This window comes from Streptomyces sp. NPDC087906, assembly GCF_055584925.1.
Map to the genome: position 1 here is coordinate 504,062 of NZ_JBVJLC010000003.1, position 16,609 is coordinate 520,670.

Genomic DNA, 16,609 nt, shown 5'->3' on the forward strand with positions numbered 1-16,609 from the left:
GCGCACGGTGCGTGTCCTGGCGGCTGTACCCACCCCTGAGCGACGAAAAAAGATCGGCGGCGACGAGATGCGGCTGCGCGCACTGCTGGAAACCGAGGCGCTCGGCCTGCGCCTCCTCGGCGGCGCCGACGAACTCGACCGGCCGGTGCGGGGCGTGATGACCACCGACCTGCGCGACCCGAGCCGCTATCTGACGGGCGGCGAACTGGTGCTCACGGGGCTCGCCTGGCGGCATGAGGCGGCCGACTCCGAGCCGTTCGTACGCATCCTCGCGGGCTCAGGCGTCACCGGGCTCGCGGCGGGAGACGCGGGGCTCAACGGCATCCCGGACGATCTGGTGGAGGCGTGCGTACGCCACCGGCTGCCGCTCTTCGCGGTGAGCGAGGACGTTGCCTTCGCGACGATCACCGAGCACGTGGTGCGGCAGGTGTCCGGGGAGCGCGCCGGGGATCTGGCCGCCGTCGTCGACCGGCACCGCAGGCTGATGACGGCGGGTCCTGCGGGCGGCGGCCCCGATGTCGTCCTCGACCTGCTGGGCTCGGACCTCGACCTGCGGGCCTGGGTACTCTCCCCGGCCGGCCGGCAGATCGCGGGCTCCGGCGAACCGCTGTCGGCGGCGCGGGCGGCCCGGCTCGCGGGCGAGCACATGGCGGCGACGCGTACGGGACGGCGGGGGCCTTACCGGGTGACGCTGGACGGTACGGCGTATTCACTCTTCGCGGTACGCAACGCCGGGCGTGTCGAGACGCCGCTGGGAGCCGGGGTATCGGGGGCGGGGGCGGTTTCCTCAGGAGTGCTTCCCTCGGGAACGGCGCGGGATCCGCGCGAGGCGGTGCTCTCGGAGTGGCTGCTCGCCGTCGAGGCTGACGCCGGCGAGTGGCCGACGGCCCGGCTCGATCTGCTGCAGGGCGTCACCCAGCTCATCGCGGTGGAACGGGACCGGCGCGACGGCGCCCGTACGGTACGGCGCAGGCTCGCGCAGGAGATCCTCGAACTCGTCCAGGCGGGCGCGCCGCCCGCCGAGATCGCCGCGCGGCTGCGGGTCGCGGCGCCGGTGCTCCTGCCGGGGCTCGACACGGCGCCGCACTGGCAGGTCGTGGTGGCCAGGGTCGAGTGGACGCGGGGCGGTACGGACGGGGCGGCGGCGGTGGGCCACGGTCCTGTGGCGCAGTCGCTGCTGGAGGAGATCCTGGTCGATCCGACGATCGCGGGGGCCGATCCGTCGGACCGTATCGCCGTGGCGCAGGTCGGCGACGAGGCGGTCGCGCTGGTACCGCTCGTACCGCCGGCGGTGGCGGAGGCGGAGGCGACGGAGCCGGGCGGGGCTGTTGAGGAGGAAGCGCTGGGGGAGGCCGTAGACGCCGGGCCGGGGCTGCGGGCCGATGTGCTCCTGGCCGCCGTACAGGCACCGCTGTCCGCCGGGCTGGCGGACGACGGCCGGCTGACCCTCGGTGTGAGCGCGGCCGTCCACTCGGCCGAGGGGCTGCGCGGCGCCCTGGAGGAGGCACGGCACGCCCGCCGGGTGGCGGCGACGCGGCCGGGCCGGGTCTGCGCCGCGGGCCACCACGAGCTGGCCTCGCACGTACTGCTGCTGCCGTTCGTCCCCGACGACGTACGCCGGGCCTTCACCGCGAGGCTGCTCGACCCGCTGCGGGACTACGACCGCCGGCACCGCGCTGAGCTGATCCCCACGCTTGAGGCGTTCCTGGACTGCGACGGCTCATGGACGCGCTGCGCCGCGCGACTGCATCTGCATGTGAACACGCTGCGGTACCGGATCGGGCGGATCGAGCAGTTGACGGGCCGTGATCTGTCGCGGCTGGAAGACAAGTTGGACTTCTTCCTGGCGCTGCGGATGAGTTGAGGGGCGGTTCGAAGCGCGGCCCGTGGGGCGGGCTTCCGCCTGCCACGGGTCGGCGTCACCGCGTGCCAGGTTGACCGCCTCACCCGAAAAGGTCACGTGGAGATCCAACCGGTCGGCCACGGCGGGTGCATGACAGACCTGGACGATCTCTGTGACGCCGGCCTCACCGCAGGTGAGGGGCGTGAGCGAGGCGTGGCGGCCGGATCGGGGCGGGGTCGCGGCCCGCGTTGACGACCAAGAGATTGTGAAAACTTTCACCTAACCTATTGGCCCGGCGTGCCTATCCGTGTTGAGATGCGTCTCACACTCAACAGCACAATGGCGCGCTAGGGGAGGGCAATGTGGCGCATACCGCCATGTCTGGTACCGGAACCACTGCCGGGGACGACCCACTCCAGACCGCGGTATGGCGGCTGCGCTCGCGCGGCTGTTGGACCGACGCAGCAGCCCTGCTCGCACCGCACACCGGCACGGCGGCCCCGGCGCTCCAGCGGGCCGCGCTCCTCGTCGAACGGTGCCTGTACACCGGAAGCGGCTGGGCCGACGCGGAGGACGCCCTGCGTACGGCGGAGGCCATCGCCCACGAGGACGACGAACGCGGCGCCGCCGCCTGCGAACGCGGTCATCTCGCGTACGCCTCGACGTGGCTCGGCGTCCGGGACCGCGCGGACGAGGCCCGCGCCGCGCTCGGCCGAGCAGCGGCGCTGCTCGACCCGACGGCGCCCGGCCGCGGGCTGCTCGACTTCCGCCGCGGCCTGATCGCCGAACACCTCTCCGACTCCCCCCAGTCGGCCCGCGCGGCATACGGCCGCGCCCACGCGTCGGCGACGGCGCAGGGTGACCAACTGCTGCTCTCGCTCACGTGGCGCCACTTGGCGGGACTGGCACTCAGGGACGGCGAACTGGCGGAGGCGAGACACGGCTTCAGCGAATCGCTGCGCCTGAGCGAGGAGTTGGGCTACCTGGTAGGCACAGCCCCGGCCCTGGCCGCCCTGGCGGAAGCCGAACCAGAACCGGAAGCCACCCGCCTACGCACAGAAGCCACCCGCCTGGTCCGCCTCTTGGACGGCGTCCCGACGTGGCTGGCGGAGCAGTTGACACCACCGACGGCGACGGTCTGAGGGTGGGGCGGGGGCCCGGGTACAACGTCGGAGATCATTCGTCCGGAGTTCTCAGTACGGTGGCGGGCATGGCGACGATCCTGCGGCACCCCCGACCCGGATTCACGTGGGACTGGTGGGCCGTCGACACCGAGGGCTTCCTCGTACAGTTCAGCGACGGGCCGGCCCCCGAGCACCTGCTGACGCAGGTGGCCCGCGTCGACGCCGCAGCCGCGTGGGCGGAGGAACACCGCCCCGCATGGTTCAGCCCAGGTCCTCCACCGCTCCACGCCTTCATCTGTAACGGCGAGTTGCCGACCTACACCCGGCACGATGTCCCGGACTCCCCGATGCGGCTGTCCGAAGCACCGCCAGTCATGGGGGAGGTCGCGGCCCTGGTCGAATTGAACAGGGCGGTAGGAGACGCCTGGACGATCCACCTCGACGAGGGATGGGTCTAGACAGCTCACTCGGGGTCACGCCACGGTGCCGCAAGCTGGGGCATCCCCCGCTGGTGCGGGTGCCGCGCGGCGGTTGCGTGGGGCGACTCGGGCAGTCTCGGCGTCTGCCCCGGCGGGTGGTCGGCGGGGACGCATGCCCCGCTGGATTAGCCGCCCGTGGGACCGCCCCCCTGAGGTTTGAGTGTCGCGGTTGCGGTCCGGGAGCGGTGTAACGGGTGCTTGCCCGGGTGCGGGTGCCGCGCGGCGGTTGCATGGGGCGACTCGGGCAGGCTCGGCGTCCGCCCCGGCGGGTGGTCGGCGGGGACGCATGCCCCGCTGGTCACTGGGGGTGAGTGGGTGCTGGTGAGTGCGCATGGGCCCGAAGCTGTGCGGACCGGAGGGATTAGCCGCCCGTAGGGCCGCCCCCTGAGGTGTGAGTGTCGCGGTTCCGGTCCGGGCGTCAAGGGCGCTCCTACGTCGCGTCGCTTCGCGATGACCTGCGGTCACCCTTGACTCCCGGCCCTCCACCGCAAGTACCTCTTTTTTGGGGGGGGCGGCCGGGGGGACCACGGGCAAGCTGGGATCGCGGTGACGGGTGCTCGGCCGACTGCGGGTGCCACGCACCAGTTGCATGGGGTGACTCGGGCTGGCTAAGCGTCCACCCCCACCGGGTAGTAGCTGAGACACATGCCCCGCTGGTCACTCGGGGTGGGTGGTGGGACGGGAGGGCGCCCTGGCGGAGGAAGCGGGGCCAGGGCAACGGGCCGGTGGGTGGGACGGGTGTGACTGGGGTGACGAGGGACGGCTCCTGGGGCGGCGGTCCGGAGCCTTTTGCGTGGGTGGTTGCGTTCAGCGCGCCACAGGGCGCACCCGGCCGGTGGAGCGACCCCGGCGGTGGAGCGGGTGTGACTGGGGTGACAGGGGACGGCTCCTAGGGCGCTCGTCCGGAGCCTATTGCGTGGGGAGTTGCGTTAGGCGCGCCATAGGGCGCACCCGGCCGGTGGAACGAGCCCGGCGGTGAGGCGGGTGTGACGGGAGGGACGCGGGATGGTCCGTGGGGCGACTGTCCCGTGCCTTATGCGTGGGGCGTTGCGTTAGGTGCGCTGTAGAGGGCACCCAGGCCATAGATGGGCCTGACGACGGGGGTGGAAGTGGACGGTCGGCCGGACCTGTTGCGCGGGCGGGCACTCGCAGCCCCCGTCGGGGTACCCCACAGGTCGCACCCACCCCGCCGCTCGGACGCTCCACCGGCCTGATTCGGCCTGATGCGCCCTCAACGCAACCGCCCACACATAAGGCTCCACATAGCCGCCCCAAAAGGCATCTTCCGTCACATCCGACACATCCGATTCACCCACCGGGTGCCTCCACCAGCCTGATGCGCCCTGATGCGCGCTGAACGCAACTCCCCACGCAAAAGGCGCCCGACGGCTGCCCCACAAACAATCCCTCGTCCCACCCGTCCCACCACCCACCCCTAGTGACCAGCGGGGCATGAGTCTCAGCTACTACCCGGTGGGGGTGGACGCCGAGACGGGCCGAGTCACCCCACGCAACTGGTGCGTGGCACCCGCAGTCGGCCAAGCACCCGTCACCGCGAACCCAGCCAGCCCGTGGTCCCCCCGGCCGCCCCCCCCAAAAAAGAGGTACTTGCGGTGGAGGGCCGGGGGTCAAGGGTGGGCGCAGCCCATCGCGAAGCGACGCGACGAAGGAGCGCCCTTGACGCCCGGACCGCAACCGCGACACTCAAACCCCAGGGGGCGGCCCCACGGGCGGCTAATCCCTCCGGCCCGCACAATCCCCGGCCCATGCGCACTCGCCCGCACCTGACAACCCCCAGTGACCAGCGGGGCATGCATCCCAGCCGACCACCCGCCGGGGCGGACGCTTAGCCAGCCCGAGTCGCCCCACGCAACTGCCGCGCGGCACCCGCACCCGGGCAAGCACCCGTCACAACGGCCGGTCTGGTCCGTGGTTCCCCCCGGCCGCCCCCCCAGCCTTCCCTTGCGGTGGAGGTTCGGGGGTCAAGGGTGAAGCGCAGCGGAATCGGCGCAGCCGACGCGACGAAGGAGCGCCCTTGACGCCCGGACCGGAGCCGCGACACTCACACCTCAGGGGGCGGCCCTACAGCCGCCTAATCTCGGCGGTCGCCCAGGGCCCGGCTCATGCCGCCCTGACCTGCACACGCCGAGCCAGCCCGAGTCCCCCATTCAACTGACACGTGGCACCCGTCACCGTCACCCGCTGCTTCCCTGCCACGACTGCCACGACTGCCACAGCGACGCGTACTCGCCCTTCTGCCCTACCAGTTCCTCGTGGGTGCCCAGTTCCGTCAGGTGGCCGTCCCTCATCACCGCCACGCGGTCCGCGTCGCGGGCTGTGTGGAGGCGGTGGGCTATCGCTATGACCGTGCGGCCCTTCAGGACCGCGGCCAGGGCGCGTTCTGTGTGGCGGGCCGTTGTTGGGTCCAGGAGTGCTGTCGCCTCGTCCAGGATCAGGGTGTGCGGGTCGGCCAGTACGACTCTGGCCAGGGCCAGTTGCTGCGACTGCGCGCCGTTGAGCGGGTGTCTGCCCGCGCCCAGTTCCGTGTCCAGGCTCTCCACCAGGCGCCGGACCCAATCCGCGCCCACCACTCCCAGCGCCGACCACAGTTCTTCGTCCGTGGCGGCCGGGGCCGCGATCAGCAGGTTGTCGCGGACCGTGTCGTGGAAGACGTGGTGCTCCTGCGTCACGAGCACGACCTGCCGGCGCAACTCGTCGGGGTCCAGGTCCGCGACCGGTACGCCGCCCACCGTCACCGTGCCACGGGCCGGTCGGTCGATGCCGACGAGCAGTCTGCCCAGCGTGGACTTCCCCGCTCCCGACGGGCCGACGAGGGCCAGCCGTTCGCCCGGACGGACCGTCAGGTCGACGCCGCGCAGCACGTCGCGGCCGCCGTCGTACGCGTAGTGGACGCCTGTCACCTCGATGCGGTCGTCCGCCGGGACCGGGCCCGTGGACGGCCGTACGCGCGGGGCCAGTTCGAGGCCCTCGACCCTCGCGAACGCGGCTCCGCTGCTCTGCAGGCTCTCCATCTGCTGCAGGATCACGTCCAGCGGCTGCGACAACTGCCGCAGATACAGGGCGCAGGAGACGACCGTCCCCAGGCTGACCGCGCCGTGGTCGAGCAGCGTCCCGCCGACCAGCAGTACGGCGACGACGGGGATCACGTACGAGATGTCGATCGACGGGAAGAGCACACTGCGCAGCCGCAACGTCCGCATCCGGGACCGCAGCCACGTGCCGTTGGCCTCTCGGCCGGCCGCGATCCGGCGCTCCTGGAGACCCAGCGCCTCGACCGTACGCGCGCCCGTGGCCGTGGTGGTGATCACCTCGGCCAGGGCCGAGTTGGCCTCGCCCTGGCGGAGGTAGGCCGTACGGGCGCGGCGCAGATACCAGCGCGCGGCGGCCACGATGCCGAACAGGCCCAGCAGGCCGCACACGCCGAGCAGCGGATCGAGGACGAGTACGGCGCCGACGATGAACACCGCCTGGATCGCGGCGATCGCGATCTCGGGTCCCGCATCGCGCAGTGTGCTGCCCACCGCCACGACGTCGGTGGTGCCCCGCGACGTCAGATCGCCGGTGCCGGCGCGCTCCACCACGGCGACCGGCAGGTCGAGTGCCCGGTCGACGAACTGTTCGCGGACACGGGCCGAGGTCCGTTCACCGAAGCGGTGGCCCACGTACCCCGCGTAACGGGTGAGGACGAGCTGGGCGAGCGCGCAGGCCACGATCGCGTACGCGTACCGGTCGACCTTGCCGACGGCGCCGTTCCCCCCGCCCGCACCGACCACGTTGACGATGCGCCCGAGCAGCCACGGTCCGACGAGGCCGACGGCCGCCGCCGCCGCGTTGAGTAGGAGCATCAGGCCGAACGCGCCACGGTCCCGCCCGATCAACCGCAGCGCGGCACGCCGGACTTGGCGCTGCGTCGCGACGGGCAGCGGCAGCGGCAGCGCGGAGGAGTCGTCGTGGCCGGTCATCGAGCCGTGCCCCCCTCGCCCGGGTCCTCCCCTGCATCCTCCCCCGCGCCCCGCGACACCAACTCCCGGTATCCCGGCGTCGATCCCAGCAGCTCGTGGTGCGTCCCCACCGCCGCCACCCGCCCGTCGACCAGGTAGCAGACGGCGTCCGCGTGATCCAGCAGCAGCGGCGAGGTGCTGGTGACCACCGTCGTACGCCCGGCGCGCGTCGCGTGCAGCCGCGCGGCGAGGGCGGCCTCGGTGTGGGCGTCGACCGCCGAGGTCGGTTCGACGGCGAGCAGCACCTCGGGGTCGGCCAGCAACGCCCGCACCAGCCGCACACGTTGACGCTGGCCGCCCGACAGGTTGCGGCCCTGTGCGTCGATCGCCGAGTCCAGTCCTGCGGGCAGCCCTTGGACGATGTCGTCGGCAACTGCCGTACGTACGGCCTCTGCTATGGCCTCTTCCCTGCGCTCCGACCGGCCCTCCACGACGGCGCGCAGTGTGCCCGAGAACAGGTCGGCTTCGTTGTCGGCGACCAGGATCCGTTCCCGTACGTCCGCCAGGGCGACGGCGTCGAGCCGTACGCCACCCCAGGTGGCTGCCGAGCGGGCGAACCGGCCCACCCGGTCGACCACTTCGGCCGTTTCCTCGGGCCGGGCCGAGACGAGCGCGGTCATCCTCCCCGGTTCGATCTCCACACCGGAGTCGGGGTCGCGCAGTGTGGACGGTCCCGCGGGCGCCGCCACCCGCGCGGTCCCGCTGTCGTCGTCCGCCTCGGGGCGGAGGTTCAGGAAGTGCGTGACACGGCGGGCCGCGACCAGCCCGCGGCTGACGTCGTACCCGCCCTCGATGAAGAACGAGACCGGCACGACGAGGACAGCCACGTAACCGTAGACCGCGACAAGATCGCCCGCGCTGATCGTCCCCCGGGCCGCCATCCGCGCGCTCAGCCACGTCACGGCGGCGAGGAACAGCGCGGGCAGGCCGACCCCGAGGGCCTGGATCCAGCTCGTCACAGCCCCCACCCGGTACCCCTCGGTGCTCAGCCGCCGCGAACCGCGCCGGTAGCGCGCCGCGTACGCGTCCTTGCCCCCGAGACCGCCGAGGACACGCAGCCCGCCCACCATGTCGGCGACCCGGGCGGCCAGCTCGCTCTGCTGCGCGCGGTACGAGGTCTCCACCACCCGCAGCCGGCCCAGCAGCGGTCCGATCAGCAGCACGAGCACCGGCACGCCCAGCACCACGACCACCGCGAGCAGCGGTGAGATGGTCAACAGCATTACGGCGACGACGACATACGAGAGCACGGCGCCGACGCCCGGCCCGGTCACGGTCAGGGTGTCGGCCATCATCGCGACATCGCCGAAGCCGATGGTGACCAGCTCTCCCGCCGTGACCCGGCGCGGGAGTGTGGCGCCGAGCCGCGTCGCGTGCTCGACCACGGTCTGCACCGTGCGCAGTGCGGCGTCCGTCCGGATCCTGGTCATGGTGCGGTGGCGCATGATCGCGAGCCAGGCGTTGAGGATGCCGACGCCGAGCAGCGCGGCCGACCAGCCGAGCAGCGCGTCGCGCCGGGCAGGGCGCAGGCCGTCGTCGATGGCGTGCGAGAGCAGGAACGGCGGCAGGGTGAGGGCGATCATCCAGAGGCTGCCGAGGGTGGCCCCGGCGGCGATACGGCGGGGCTGGCTCGCGGCCAGCCACCAGAGGTAGCGCGCGGCACTGCGCCGGTCGGGCTCTCCCGGGTTCATGTAGGCGCCACTCATGGGGAAGACCCTAGTCAAATGCCCATGTGGGCCGGGCTGCGGGTCTCCCGGCAGGGGTCACACGTCACACCGAAGGGGCCCCGCACCGGAGGGGCCCCGCACCGGAGGCGTCAACCCTCAGCGCGAAGCACCTGTGAAGTGTTCGCTCACGAGCGACCGCACCACCGGCAGGTCCCGCGCCGTCAGCGCGTCGAGGAGCGCTTGGTGCTCGGCGGCGTCGGCGACGAGATCCGCGCGGCGCGTGGCCGGTGCGCTCATCAGCGGCCACTGCGAGCGGCGGTGCAGGTCGTCGGCGAGCATGACCAACTGCTGGTTGCCGGACAGCGAGAGCAGCGCCCGGTGGAAGGCCCTGTCCCGGTCGGCGTACGCGGCGCGGTCGCCGCGCGCGGCGGCGGCGCCCGTCTCGTCGGCCAAGGGCCGCAGCGCGGCCCAGCGTTCGGCGGGGACGGTACGGGCCAGCCGCAGCATCACCGGCACCTCCAACAGCGCCCGCACCTCGGCGAGTTGGGCCAGTTCACCGGCGCTGCGCTCGGCGATTCTGAACCCCCGGTTGGGTACGACCTCGACGGCGCCCTCGACGGCGAGCTGCTGCATCGCCTCGCGCACGGGCGTGGCGGAGACGCCGAACCGCTCACCGAGCGCGGGCGCGGAGTACACACCGCCGGGCGCCAGCTCGCCGCTGACGAGCGCGGCCCGCAGCGCGGCGAGTATCTGTCCGCGCACCGAGTGGCGGCGCACCGGCAGCGGGGCGGGCGGTTCACTGTGCGTGTGCTCGCCGCGCGCCTGCTCCGGGAGCCGGACCGGGTCGTACGGATCCACGCCGGACGAACAGGCAGCGGAGGGCCCGGACGGAGCCGAGGCGGCCAATCCGGGGCCCGGCGCATCCGACGCGCCCGACGCAGGTGTAGACACAGCCGCAGACGCAGACGCAGCCGACGCGGCAGCGGCCCCCGTGTCACGCGTACCGCTCTGCTCCACTCGGGTCCACCTCCGGCGGCCTGTCAGGTCCCCGCCCGGGTCAGGGGCGGCCGATGCTCCTCTGCACGATAGGCGGCCCCGCTCCCAGTTCAAACACCGATCACATCGGGTAAGGTAAGCCTTGCCTGTCAACGAACGTGATTCGGTGGTCCCCGCATGAGCCTGTCCACCCTGCTGCCCAGCTTGTCCACCTCGCCGGTCGCCGCCGCCTACACGCGGCTGACCGAGGTGTCCCCGGGGCTGCGGGTGGACGAGATCACGGGGCGTGAACCACTGCCGTCCGGCGCCGGCTGGCTGTGCGCGGGCGACCTCGCGGCCGGCGGTCCCGTCCTGGACGAGTTCCTGGCGTGGGACGCGGCCCAGGTGGTGCGGGACTACGGCCAGGAGGCCCGGCCCGACGTGGTCGCCACCTTCGGCCTGCACCGCTACGCGTGGCCCGCCTGCCTGCTGATCACCGTGCCGTGGTTCTTCCAGCGGCGCGTGCCCCGGCTGCCGGCCGGGTCCGTCGCCTTCCACCGGACGCTCGGCCGAATGGCCGTCAGGACCGGGGAATTCGCATGCCTGCCCGACGACCCGGCGGCGGGGCTGCCCGGCGCCCGTGTCGTACCGGACGAGGAGGCGCTGCGCGCCGAGGTACGGGCCGCCGTCGCCGAGCATCTCGGCCCGCTCCTGGACGTGTTCGCACCACGGATGCGCCGTGGCCCGCGGGCGCTGTGGGGCATGGCGACCGACGAGATCGTCGAAGGGCTCTGGTACGTCGGCTCGTTGGTGGACGAGGAGCCGCGCGCGATGGCCGAGCTCGAACTGCTGCTGCCGGGCGGCGTACGGCCGTACGTGGGTACGCCCGGCTTCCGCGAGCTGACCGGGGCGGCCGGCGAACCGCTGCCGACGCGCGACCGGGCGAGCTGCTGCCTCTACTACACACTGCGGCCGGACGACACGTGTGTCACCTGCCCGCGCACGTGTGACGCCGACCGGGTGGCGAAACTCGCGGCAGAGGCCACGGCCGAGGCCGCGGCGCACCCCGCCGACCAGGCCTGACACACCCCGCGACACACCCTCGACACGCCCACGTCACACCACTCAGGAAGGCATCCTGCGGCGGAAGCTCGGCGGTGGGTCTGACGGATCGTCACCCCGAGTTCAACGCCACTCGCAAGGGTGATATTAATCAAACATGACAGCCGCATGCCGCACGGCAGTTCTAGCCGAACGCGCCTATTTGCGTAACTCGACGCCCCGTTGGCGTTCTCTTGTCCCGAAACCCTCTGTGGGACACCCTTCTTCCGCCATTATGGCGCCCGAAACGTCCTACTGCGATGCAAGGAACACCGCATGCGTCTGACCGACATATCGCTCGACTGGCTGCTTCCCGGCGGCGTGCTGCTCGTCGGAATCCTGGCGGCGGTGGCAGTGCTCGCGCGCGGCAAGCGCGCGAGTGTCAAGGCTGCGGCCGGCTCCGAGGATTCCTGGGAACGCCAGGAAGAACGCCGCAGACGGAAGGAAGCGATCTACGGCACGGCCTCCTACGCACTGCTCTTCTGCTGTGCTGCGGTGGCCGCCGCGCTCTCCTTCCACGGCCTGGTCGGCTTCGGCCAGGAAAACCTCAACCTCACCGACGGATGGGAGTACTTGGTTCCGTTCGGCCTCGACGGCGCGGCGATGTTCTGCTCCGTGCTCGCCGTGCGCGAGGCCAGCCACGGTGACGCCGCTCTCGGCTCGCGGCTGCTCGTGTGGCTGTTCGCCGGCGCTGCCGCCTGGTTCAACTGGGTCCACGCGCCGCGGGGGTTCGGCCACGCCGGCGCGCCCCAGTTCTTCGCGGGGATGTCTCTCTCGTCAGCGGTGCTCTTCGACCGCGCGCTGAAGCAGACCCGCAGGGCCGCACTGCGCGAACAGGGCCTGGTGCCGCGCCCGTTGCCGCAGATCAGGATCGTACGGTGGCTGCGTGCGCCCCGCGAGACCTTCGGCGCCTGGTCGCTGATGCTGCTCGAGGGCGTTCGTACGCTGGACGAAGCGGTCGAAGAAGTCCGCGAGGACAAGCGTCAGCAGGAGCAGACCAGGCACCGCAGGCGCGAACAGGGGAAGCTGGACCGGGCGCAGATAAGGGCGCTCAACCGGCAGCACCGCTCCTGGCCGCGTGGTCGCGGTGGCCGTCAGGTCCCCGCACTGACCGCATCGGGTTCGGCTCCGGCGGCCGTCGGCTCATCGGAGCCTGCGCTATCGGAGCCCGAACCCCTCCCCCAGCGGGAACCGGATCCGCAGCGCTCGTGGCCGTCCCTTCAGGCGGTCAAAGGCACTGAGACTCCACGTACCGTGGACCTCACGGCGGAGGACGACACCCAGGCACTGCCGAGGCTCGACTCCCTTGAGCGCAAGCTCAAGGACCTTGAGCAGCAGTTCGGCTGAGTCAGGACCAGTTCGGATCGGAGCGGGTCGGTACGACGGAGACGTCGTACCGGCCCGCTCAGTCGTTCGTACCGGCCCGCTTCGGTGTGCGGCACCGACAGCGCGGCACTGGGCAGTGCGGCGCCGGACAGTGCGTCAAGGCCGTGGCACGTTGCGCAGGTTGGAGCGGGCCATCTGCACCATGCGGCCGACTCCCCCGTCCAGCACGATCTTGCTGGCGGAGAGCGCGAAGCCGGTGACCATGTCCGCGCTGATCTTCGGCGGGATGGACAGCGCGTTCGGGTCGGTCACCACGTCGACCAGCGCGGGACCCTTGTGCTTGAAGGCGTCCTTGAGCGCGCCCTCCAACTGCTTCGGCTTCTCGACCCGCACCCCGTACGCCCCCGCCGCACGCGCGATGGCGGCGAAGTCCGGGTTGTGGTTGGTGGTTCCGTAAGCGGGCAGGCCCGCCACCATCATCTCCAACTCGACCATCCCGAGCGCCGAGTTGTTGAACAGGACGACCTTCACCGGCAGATCGTGCTGGACCAGCGTGAGGAAGTCGCCCATCAGCATGGAGAATCCGCCGTCGCCCGACATCGAGACAACCTGCCGGTCCCGGTCGATGAACTGCGCGCCGATGGCCTGCGGCAGCGCGTTGGCCATCGAGCCGTGGCTGAACGATCCGATCACCCGGCGCCGTCCGTTCGGGGTGAGATAACGCGCCGCCCACACGTTGCACATGCCGGTGTCGACGGTGAACACGGCGTCCTCGTCGGCGAGATCGTCCAGCACGGCCGCCACGTACTCCGGATGGATCGGGGTGTGCTTCTCGACCCTGCGGGTGTACGCCTTGACCACGCCCTCCAGCGCCTCGGCGTGCTTCTTCAGCATCTTGTCGAGGAACCGGCGGTCGGTCTTCGCCCGCACCCGGGGGGTGAGCCCCAGCAGCGTCTCGCGCACATCTCCCCACACCGCGAGATCCAGCTTGGAGCGGCGGCCCAGGTGTTCCGGCCTGATGTCCACCTGCGCGATCTTGACATCGTCCGGGAGGAAGGCGTTGTACGGGAAGTCCGTACCGAGCAGGATCAGCAGATCGCACTCGTGCGTGGCCTCGTAGGCGGCGCCGTAACCCAGCAGCCCGCTCATGCCGACGTCGAACGGGTTGTCGTACTGGATCCACTCCTTGCCGCGCAGCGCGTGCCCAACCGGGGACTTGATCCGTTCGGCGAACTCCATCACCTCGGCATGCGCGCCCGCCGTGCCGCTGCCGCAGAAGAGGGTGACCCGGTCGGCCTCGTCGATCATCCGCGCCAGCTTCTCGATCTCCGCGTCGCCCGGCCGTACCGAAGGTCGCGAGGTGACCAGTGCCTGCTCCGAGGCGCGCTCGGGCGCGGGGGCCGAGGCGATGTCGCCCGGCAGGGTCACCACACTCACTCCGCTCTGGCCGACGGCGTGCTGGATCGCCGTCTGGAGCACCCGTGGCATCTGCTTCGGGTTGGAGATCATCTCGCTGTAGTGGGAACACTCCCGGAACAACTGGTCCGGATGGGTCTCCTGGAAGTAGCTCAGCCCGATCTCGCTGGACGGGATGTGCGAGGCGAGGGCGAGCACCGGGGCCATCGAGCGGTGCGCGTCGTACAGGCCGTTGATGAGATGCAGATTGCCGGGCCCGCAGGAGCCGGCGCAGGCGGCGAGCTTGCCGCTGATCTGCGCCTCGGCCCCGGCGGCGAAGGCAGCGGTCTCCTCGTGCCGTACCTGCACCCAGTCGAGGCCCGGGGTGCGGCGGATGGCGTCGACGACAGGGTTGAGACTGTCGCCGACGACCCCGTACAGCCGCTGGACACCCGCCTTGACGAGGATGTCGACGAACTGCTCCGCCACGTTCTGCTTGGCCATGGGAGGCGCACCCTTCCGGTGTGAGGTCCGGTTCCGGTGTCCATCAACCCATGTCCCGCGCGGTTACGCCTCCCAGACGGCGACGGCCGTGCGGTCGTCGGCGTACCCCTTCATCCGCAACTGGGTGTCGGCCAGGAACTCCACAAGACCGGGCGGCTCGGCGGCGGCCCAGCGCTCGGCCAGCGCAGCGGCCAGCTCAGGACCGCCGCGCAGCGGCTCGGAGAGACCCGGTCCGCACAGCAGGAGCGTGTCGCCAGGCCGGGCGACGGACGCGCGGAACCGGAACGGCTCGGCGGGGGCCGGGGCCGGCTCGTCGACATGCGGCGCGGGCGCCGTCGTGATCCCGAGGTCCATGGTCAGCCTGTCCCCGTCGGGGGTCTCGGCGGGCTGGGCGCCGAAGCCGACGACCGCCTCGCCCGTGACCGCCCCGGGGTCCGGGGCCGGCGGCTCCAGGTCCTGCCAGACGCCGTCCCTGAGCCGGAAGAGGCCGCCGGGGCCCACGCCGAAGAAGACCCGGGTCCTGCACTCCGGATCGGCGGACAGCAGGAGGCAGCGCAGCCCCGCCGTGTACTCCTGCGGTTCGACGCCCAGCTCGGCTGCGCGGGAGCGGAGCTTGCCGAAGCTGCGGTCGGTGAGCCGGTGCAGACCGGACTTGAGATCGCCCCTGCGGCCGCTCCGTATGTCGTCGGAGAGCCGGCTGTGGCTGCGCCCGACGGCGCCGCCGATCCAGTGGCACGCGTCGGCCGCCGCGCGATGCGCCCCTTCGGTCGCGCGGGCGCCGCTGGCGACGGCCACCAGCACGAGCGCGCCGGCGCCGCTGCCGAAGCGCGCCGTCAGCAGCGCGTCCCTGCGCGGCTCGCCGCGGTAGCGCGCGGAGTCGCCGCGTACGGAAGCGGCCCGCAGGGTGTACGTGCCGTAGCGGGCGCCGTCGAGGACGGTGTCGGCGACGAGCGCGCCGAGGTCGTCGTAGTCGGCGGGGGCGAGGGCGGTGGGCTCGGGGTCGTACGTGGGCGGCCGGTCGCCCACGTAGGCGATGCCGGGCCGTACGAGACCTCCGAGACCTCCGAGATCTCCGAGACCTCTGTCGCCGATGGCGGTGTTCTCCACGGGGCTCTCCGCCAGTCTCTCCGGTTGCGTGGTCGGCTTCTGGGGCTGCTTCGCAGGCTGCTGCTCGGGCTGCTGCTCGGCGTACTCGTCCGCGTACTCGGCTCGCGGCGGGACCGGCGGCAGTGGAGGTGTCACCGGAGGCGTGGGGGTGGGCGGAGGCGCAACCGGAGGCGTAAGCGGAACCGGCGGCGGGGCGGCGGCGCGGCCCGGCAGCGGGCGCGCGTCGGACGGGTCGTAAGCGACGGGCGGCTCCCACGGCGCGCGCTGCCGTGGAGGCGCGGGTGCGGGTGCCGGGGCGGGTGCCGGGGCGGGTGCCGGGGCGGGAGTCGGCGGCGGGGGCGGTACGGGAGCGGGTGCCGGTACGGGGGTGGCGGCGGGCGGTGCCGTGGGTGACGGCGGCGCCGGGACGGCCGGCTTCGCCGTGGGCGCCGCGGCCGGCGAGACCGGCGGTGCGGGGGTCGGCGGTGGCGGCGGCTCCCACCAGGCGCGCGGACGCCGGGGCCGCGGTCCCGGCGGGTCGGCCGGGCCGGGCGGGCCGGTCTCGGGCGGCGGTGCTGCGGCCGGTGGGCGGCGGACATCCGGCTGGTGGTGGACATCCGGCTGATGACGGGCGGCGGGCGGCCGGGCCGGACGCGGCGGCCGTTCCGTGCGCGGCCGTTCGGCGCGCGGCGGATCCACGGGTAGCGGCTGCGGTTGCGGCTGCGGTGCGTCGGCCGGTTCCGGCGCCGGGTCGCGGACTGCCGAGCCGGCGACCGCTGCCGGGCCCCCGGTCGCGTCCGGCGGGTCCGCCGGGGTCGGATCCGTCGGATCCGCCGCCCCCACGGTGTCCGCCGCCGAATCGAAGCGGTCGTCGAGTGTGTCGTCCGTCGCTGCCGTGGGGCCGGTGTCCGGAGTGGTCTCGTCGTACAACCGGTTCCACCAGTCGTCGGTGGTCGACCTCTCCCCCTGTTGACTCATGCCCCTATTGTCGACCGCCGGAGGGACCAGAAAACGGAGCATCCGGAAAAATAACGGCGGCGGCCGGTCCCGGCCGCCGCGCACGTCCCTGGAGTCCGCCGGGCGGCCC

The 16,609-nt window shown here is 72.5% G+C and carries 10 protein-coding genes; 5 read left to right on the plus strand and 5 right to left on the minus strand.

Features of this window, described 5'->3' with window-relative positions:
* The first annotated feature begins 67 nt into the window (after positions 1 to 67).
* The 3 genes from ACZ63I_RS11710 to ACZ63I_RS11720 all read left to right on the plus strand — a co-directional run bounded on the left by ACZ63I_RS11710 (position 68) and on the right by ACZ63I_RS11720 (position 3,425).
* The gene (locus ACZ63I_RS11710; RefSeq protein WP_469338350.1) at positions 68 to 1,864 is read left to right on the plus strand and encodes a PucR family transcriptional regulator; all 1,797 of its coding nucleotides are present in this window, start codon (positions 68 to 70) and stop codon (positions 1,862 to 1,864) included.
* Positions 1,865 to 2,205: 341 nt separating this feature from the next.
* Complete coding sequence (locus ACZ63I_RS11715) at positions 2,206 to 2,985, plus strand: hypothetical protein (protein WP_469337748.1); 780 nt, start codon at positions 2,206 to 2,208, stop codon at positions 2,983 to 2,985.
* Positions 2,986 to 3,053: 68 nt separating this feature from the next.
* Positions 3,054 to 3,425 (plus strand): hypothetical protein, encoded by a 372-nt coding sequence (locus tag ACZ63I_RS11720; RefSeq protein WP_469337749.1) that lies wholly within the window; start codon positions 3,054 to 3,056, stop codon positions 3,423 to 3,425.
* 2,216 nt (positions 3,426 to 5,641) lie between these two features.
* On the opposite strand, the gene ACZ63I_RS11725 is transcribed toward ACZ63I_RS11720, so the two are convergent.
* The 3 genes from ACZ63I_RS11725 to ACZ63I_RS11735 form a co-directional block, all read right to left on the minus strand.
* Positions 5,642 to 7,429 carry an ABC transporter ATP-binding protein gene (locus ACZ63I_RS11725; protein ID WP_469337750.1) on the minus strand — a complete coding sequence of 596 codons (1,788 nt, stop codon included), beginning with the start codon at positions 7,427 to 7,429 and terminating at the stop codon, positions 5,642 to 5,644.
* Complete coding sequence (locus ACZ63I_RS11730; protein ID WP_469337752.1) at positions 7,426 to 9,174, minus strand: ABC transporter transmembrane domain-containing protein; 1,749 nt, start codon at positions 9,172 to 9,174, stop codon at positions 7,426 to 7,428. The genes ACZ63I_RS11725 and ACZ63I_RS11730 overlap by 4 nt, the downstream gene beginning before the upstream one ends.
* A gap of 117 nt (positions 9,175 to 9,291) precedes the next feature.
* The gene (locus ACZ63I_RS11735) at positions 9,292 to 9,993 is read right to left on the minus strand and encodes a GntR family transcriptional regulator (RefSeq protein WP_469337754.1); all 702 of its coding nucleotides are present in this window, start codon (positions 9,991 to 9,993) and stop codon (positions 9,292 to 9,294) included.
* A gap of 315 nt (positions 9,994 to 10,308) precedes the next feature.
* On the opposite strand from ACZ63I_RS11735, the gene ACZ63I_RS11740 reads away from it, so the two are divergent.
* Both ACZ63I_RS11740 and ACZ63I_RS11745 read left to right on the plus strand, forming a co-directional pair.
* Positions 10,309 to 11,193: a (2Fe-2S)-binding protein gene (locus tag ACZ63I_RS11740; RefSeq protein WP_469337756.1), complete on the plus strand. Its 885-nt coding sequence runs from the start codon at positions 10,309 to 10,311 to the stop codon at positions 11,191 to 11,193.
* Between the two features lie 294 nt (positions 11,194 to 11,487).
* Positions 11,488 to 12,558, plus strand: coding sequence for a DUF2637 domain-containing protein (locus ACZ63I_RS11745; RefSeq protein WP_469337757.1), 1,071 nt, complete (start codon positions 11,488 to 11,490; stop codon positions 12,556 to 12,558).
* A gap of 135 nt (positions 12,559 to 12,693) precedes the next feature.
* Here ACZ63I_RS11745 and ACZ63I_RS11750 read toward each other — a convergent pair whose 3' ends face one another.
* Complete coding sequence (locus tag ACZ63I_RS11750; protein WP_469337759.1) at positions 12,694 to 14,436, minus strand: pyruvate dehydrogenase; 1,743 nt, start codon at positions 14,434 to 14,436, stop codon at positions 12,694 to 12,696.
* Between the two features lie 63 nt (positions 14,437 to 14,499).
* A complete protein-coding gene (locus tag ACZ63I_RS11755; RefSeq protein ID WP_469337761.1) occupies positions 14,500 to 16,500 on the minus strand; it encodes a protein phosphatase 2C domain-containing protein in 2,001 nt (666 codons plus the stop codon).
* Positions 16,501 to 16,609 lie beyond the last annotated feature (109 nt).

Bases quoted from the DNA above. Each gene is read 5' to 3' on its own strand.
- ACZ63I_RS11710 (WP_469338350.1), top strand. From the start codon at position 68: ATGCGGCTGCGCGCACTGCTGGAAACCGAGGCGCTCGGCCTGCGCCTC.
- ACZ63I_RS11720 (WP_469337749.1), top strand. From the start codon at position 3,054: ATGGCGACGATCCTGCGGCACCCCCGACCCGGATTCACGTGGGACTGG.
- ACZ63I_RS11725 (WP_469337750.1), bottom strand. From the start codon at position 7,429: ATGACCGGCCACGACGACTCCTCCGCGCTGCCGCTGCCGCTGCCCGTC.
- ACZ63I_RS11730 (WP_469337752.1), bottom strand. From the start codon at position 9,174: ATGAGTGGCGCCTACATGAACCCGGGAGAGCCCGACCGGCGCAGTGCC.
- ACZ63I_RS11740 (WP_469337756.1), top strand. From the start codon at position 10,309: ATGAGCCTGTCCACCCTGCTGCCCAGCTTGTCCACCTCGCCGGTCGCC.
- ACZ63I_RS11745 (WP_469337757.1), top strand. From the start codon at position 11,488: ATGCGTCTGACCGACATATCGCTCGACTGGCTGCTTCCCGGCGGCGTG.
- ACZ63I_RS11750 (WP_469337759.1), bottom strand. From the start codon at position 14,436: ATGGCCAAGCAGAACGTGGCGGAGCAGTTCGTCGACATCCTCGTCAAG.
- ACZ63I_RS11755 (WP_469337761.1), bottom strand. From the start codon at position 16,500: ATGAGTCAACAGGGGGAGAGGTCGACCACCGACGACTGGTGGAACCGG.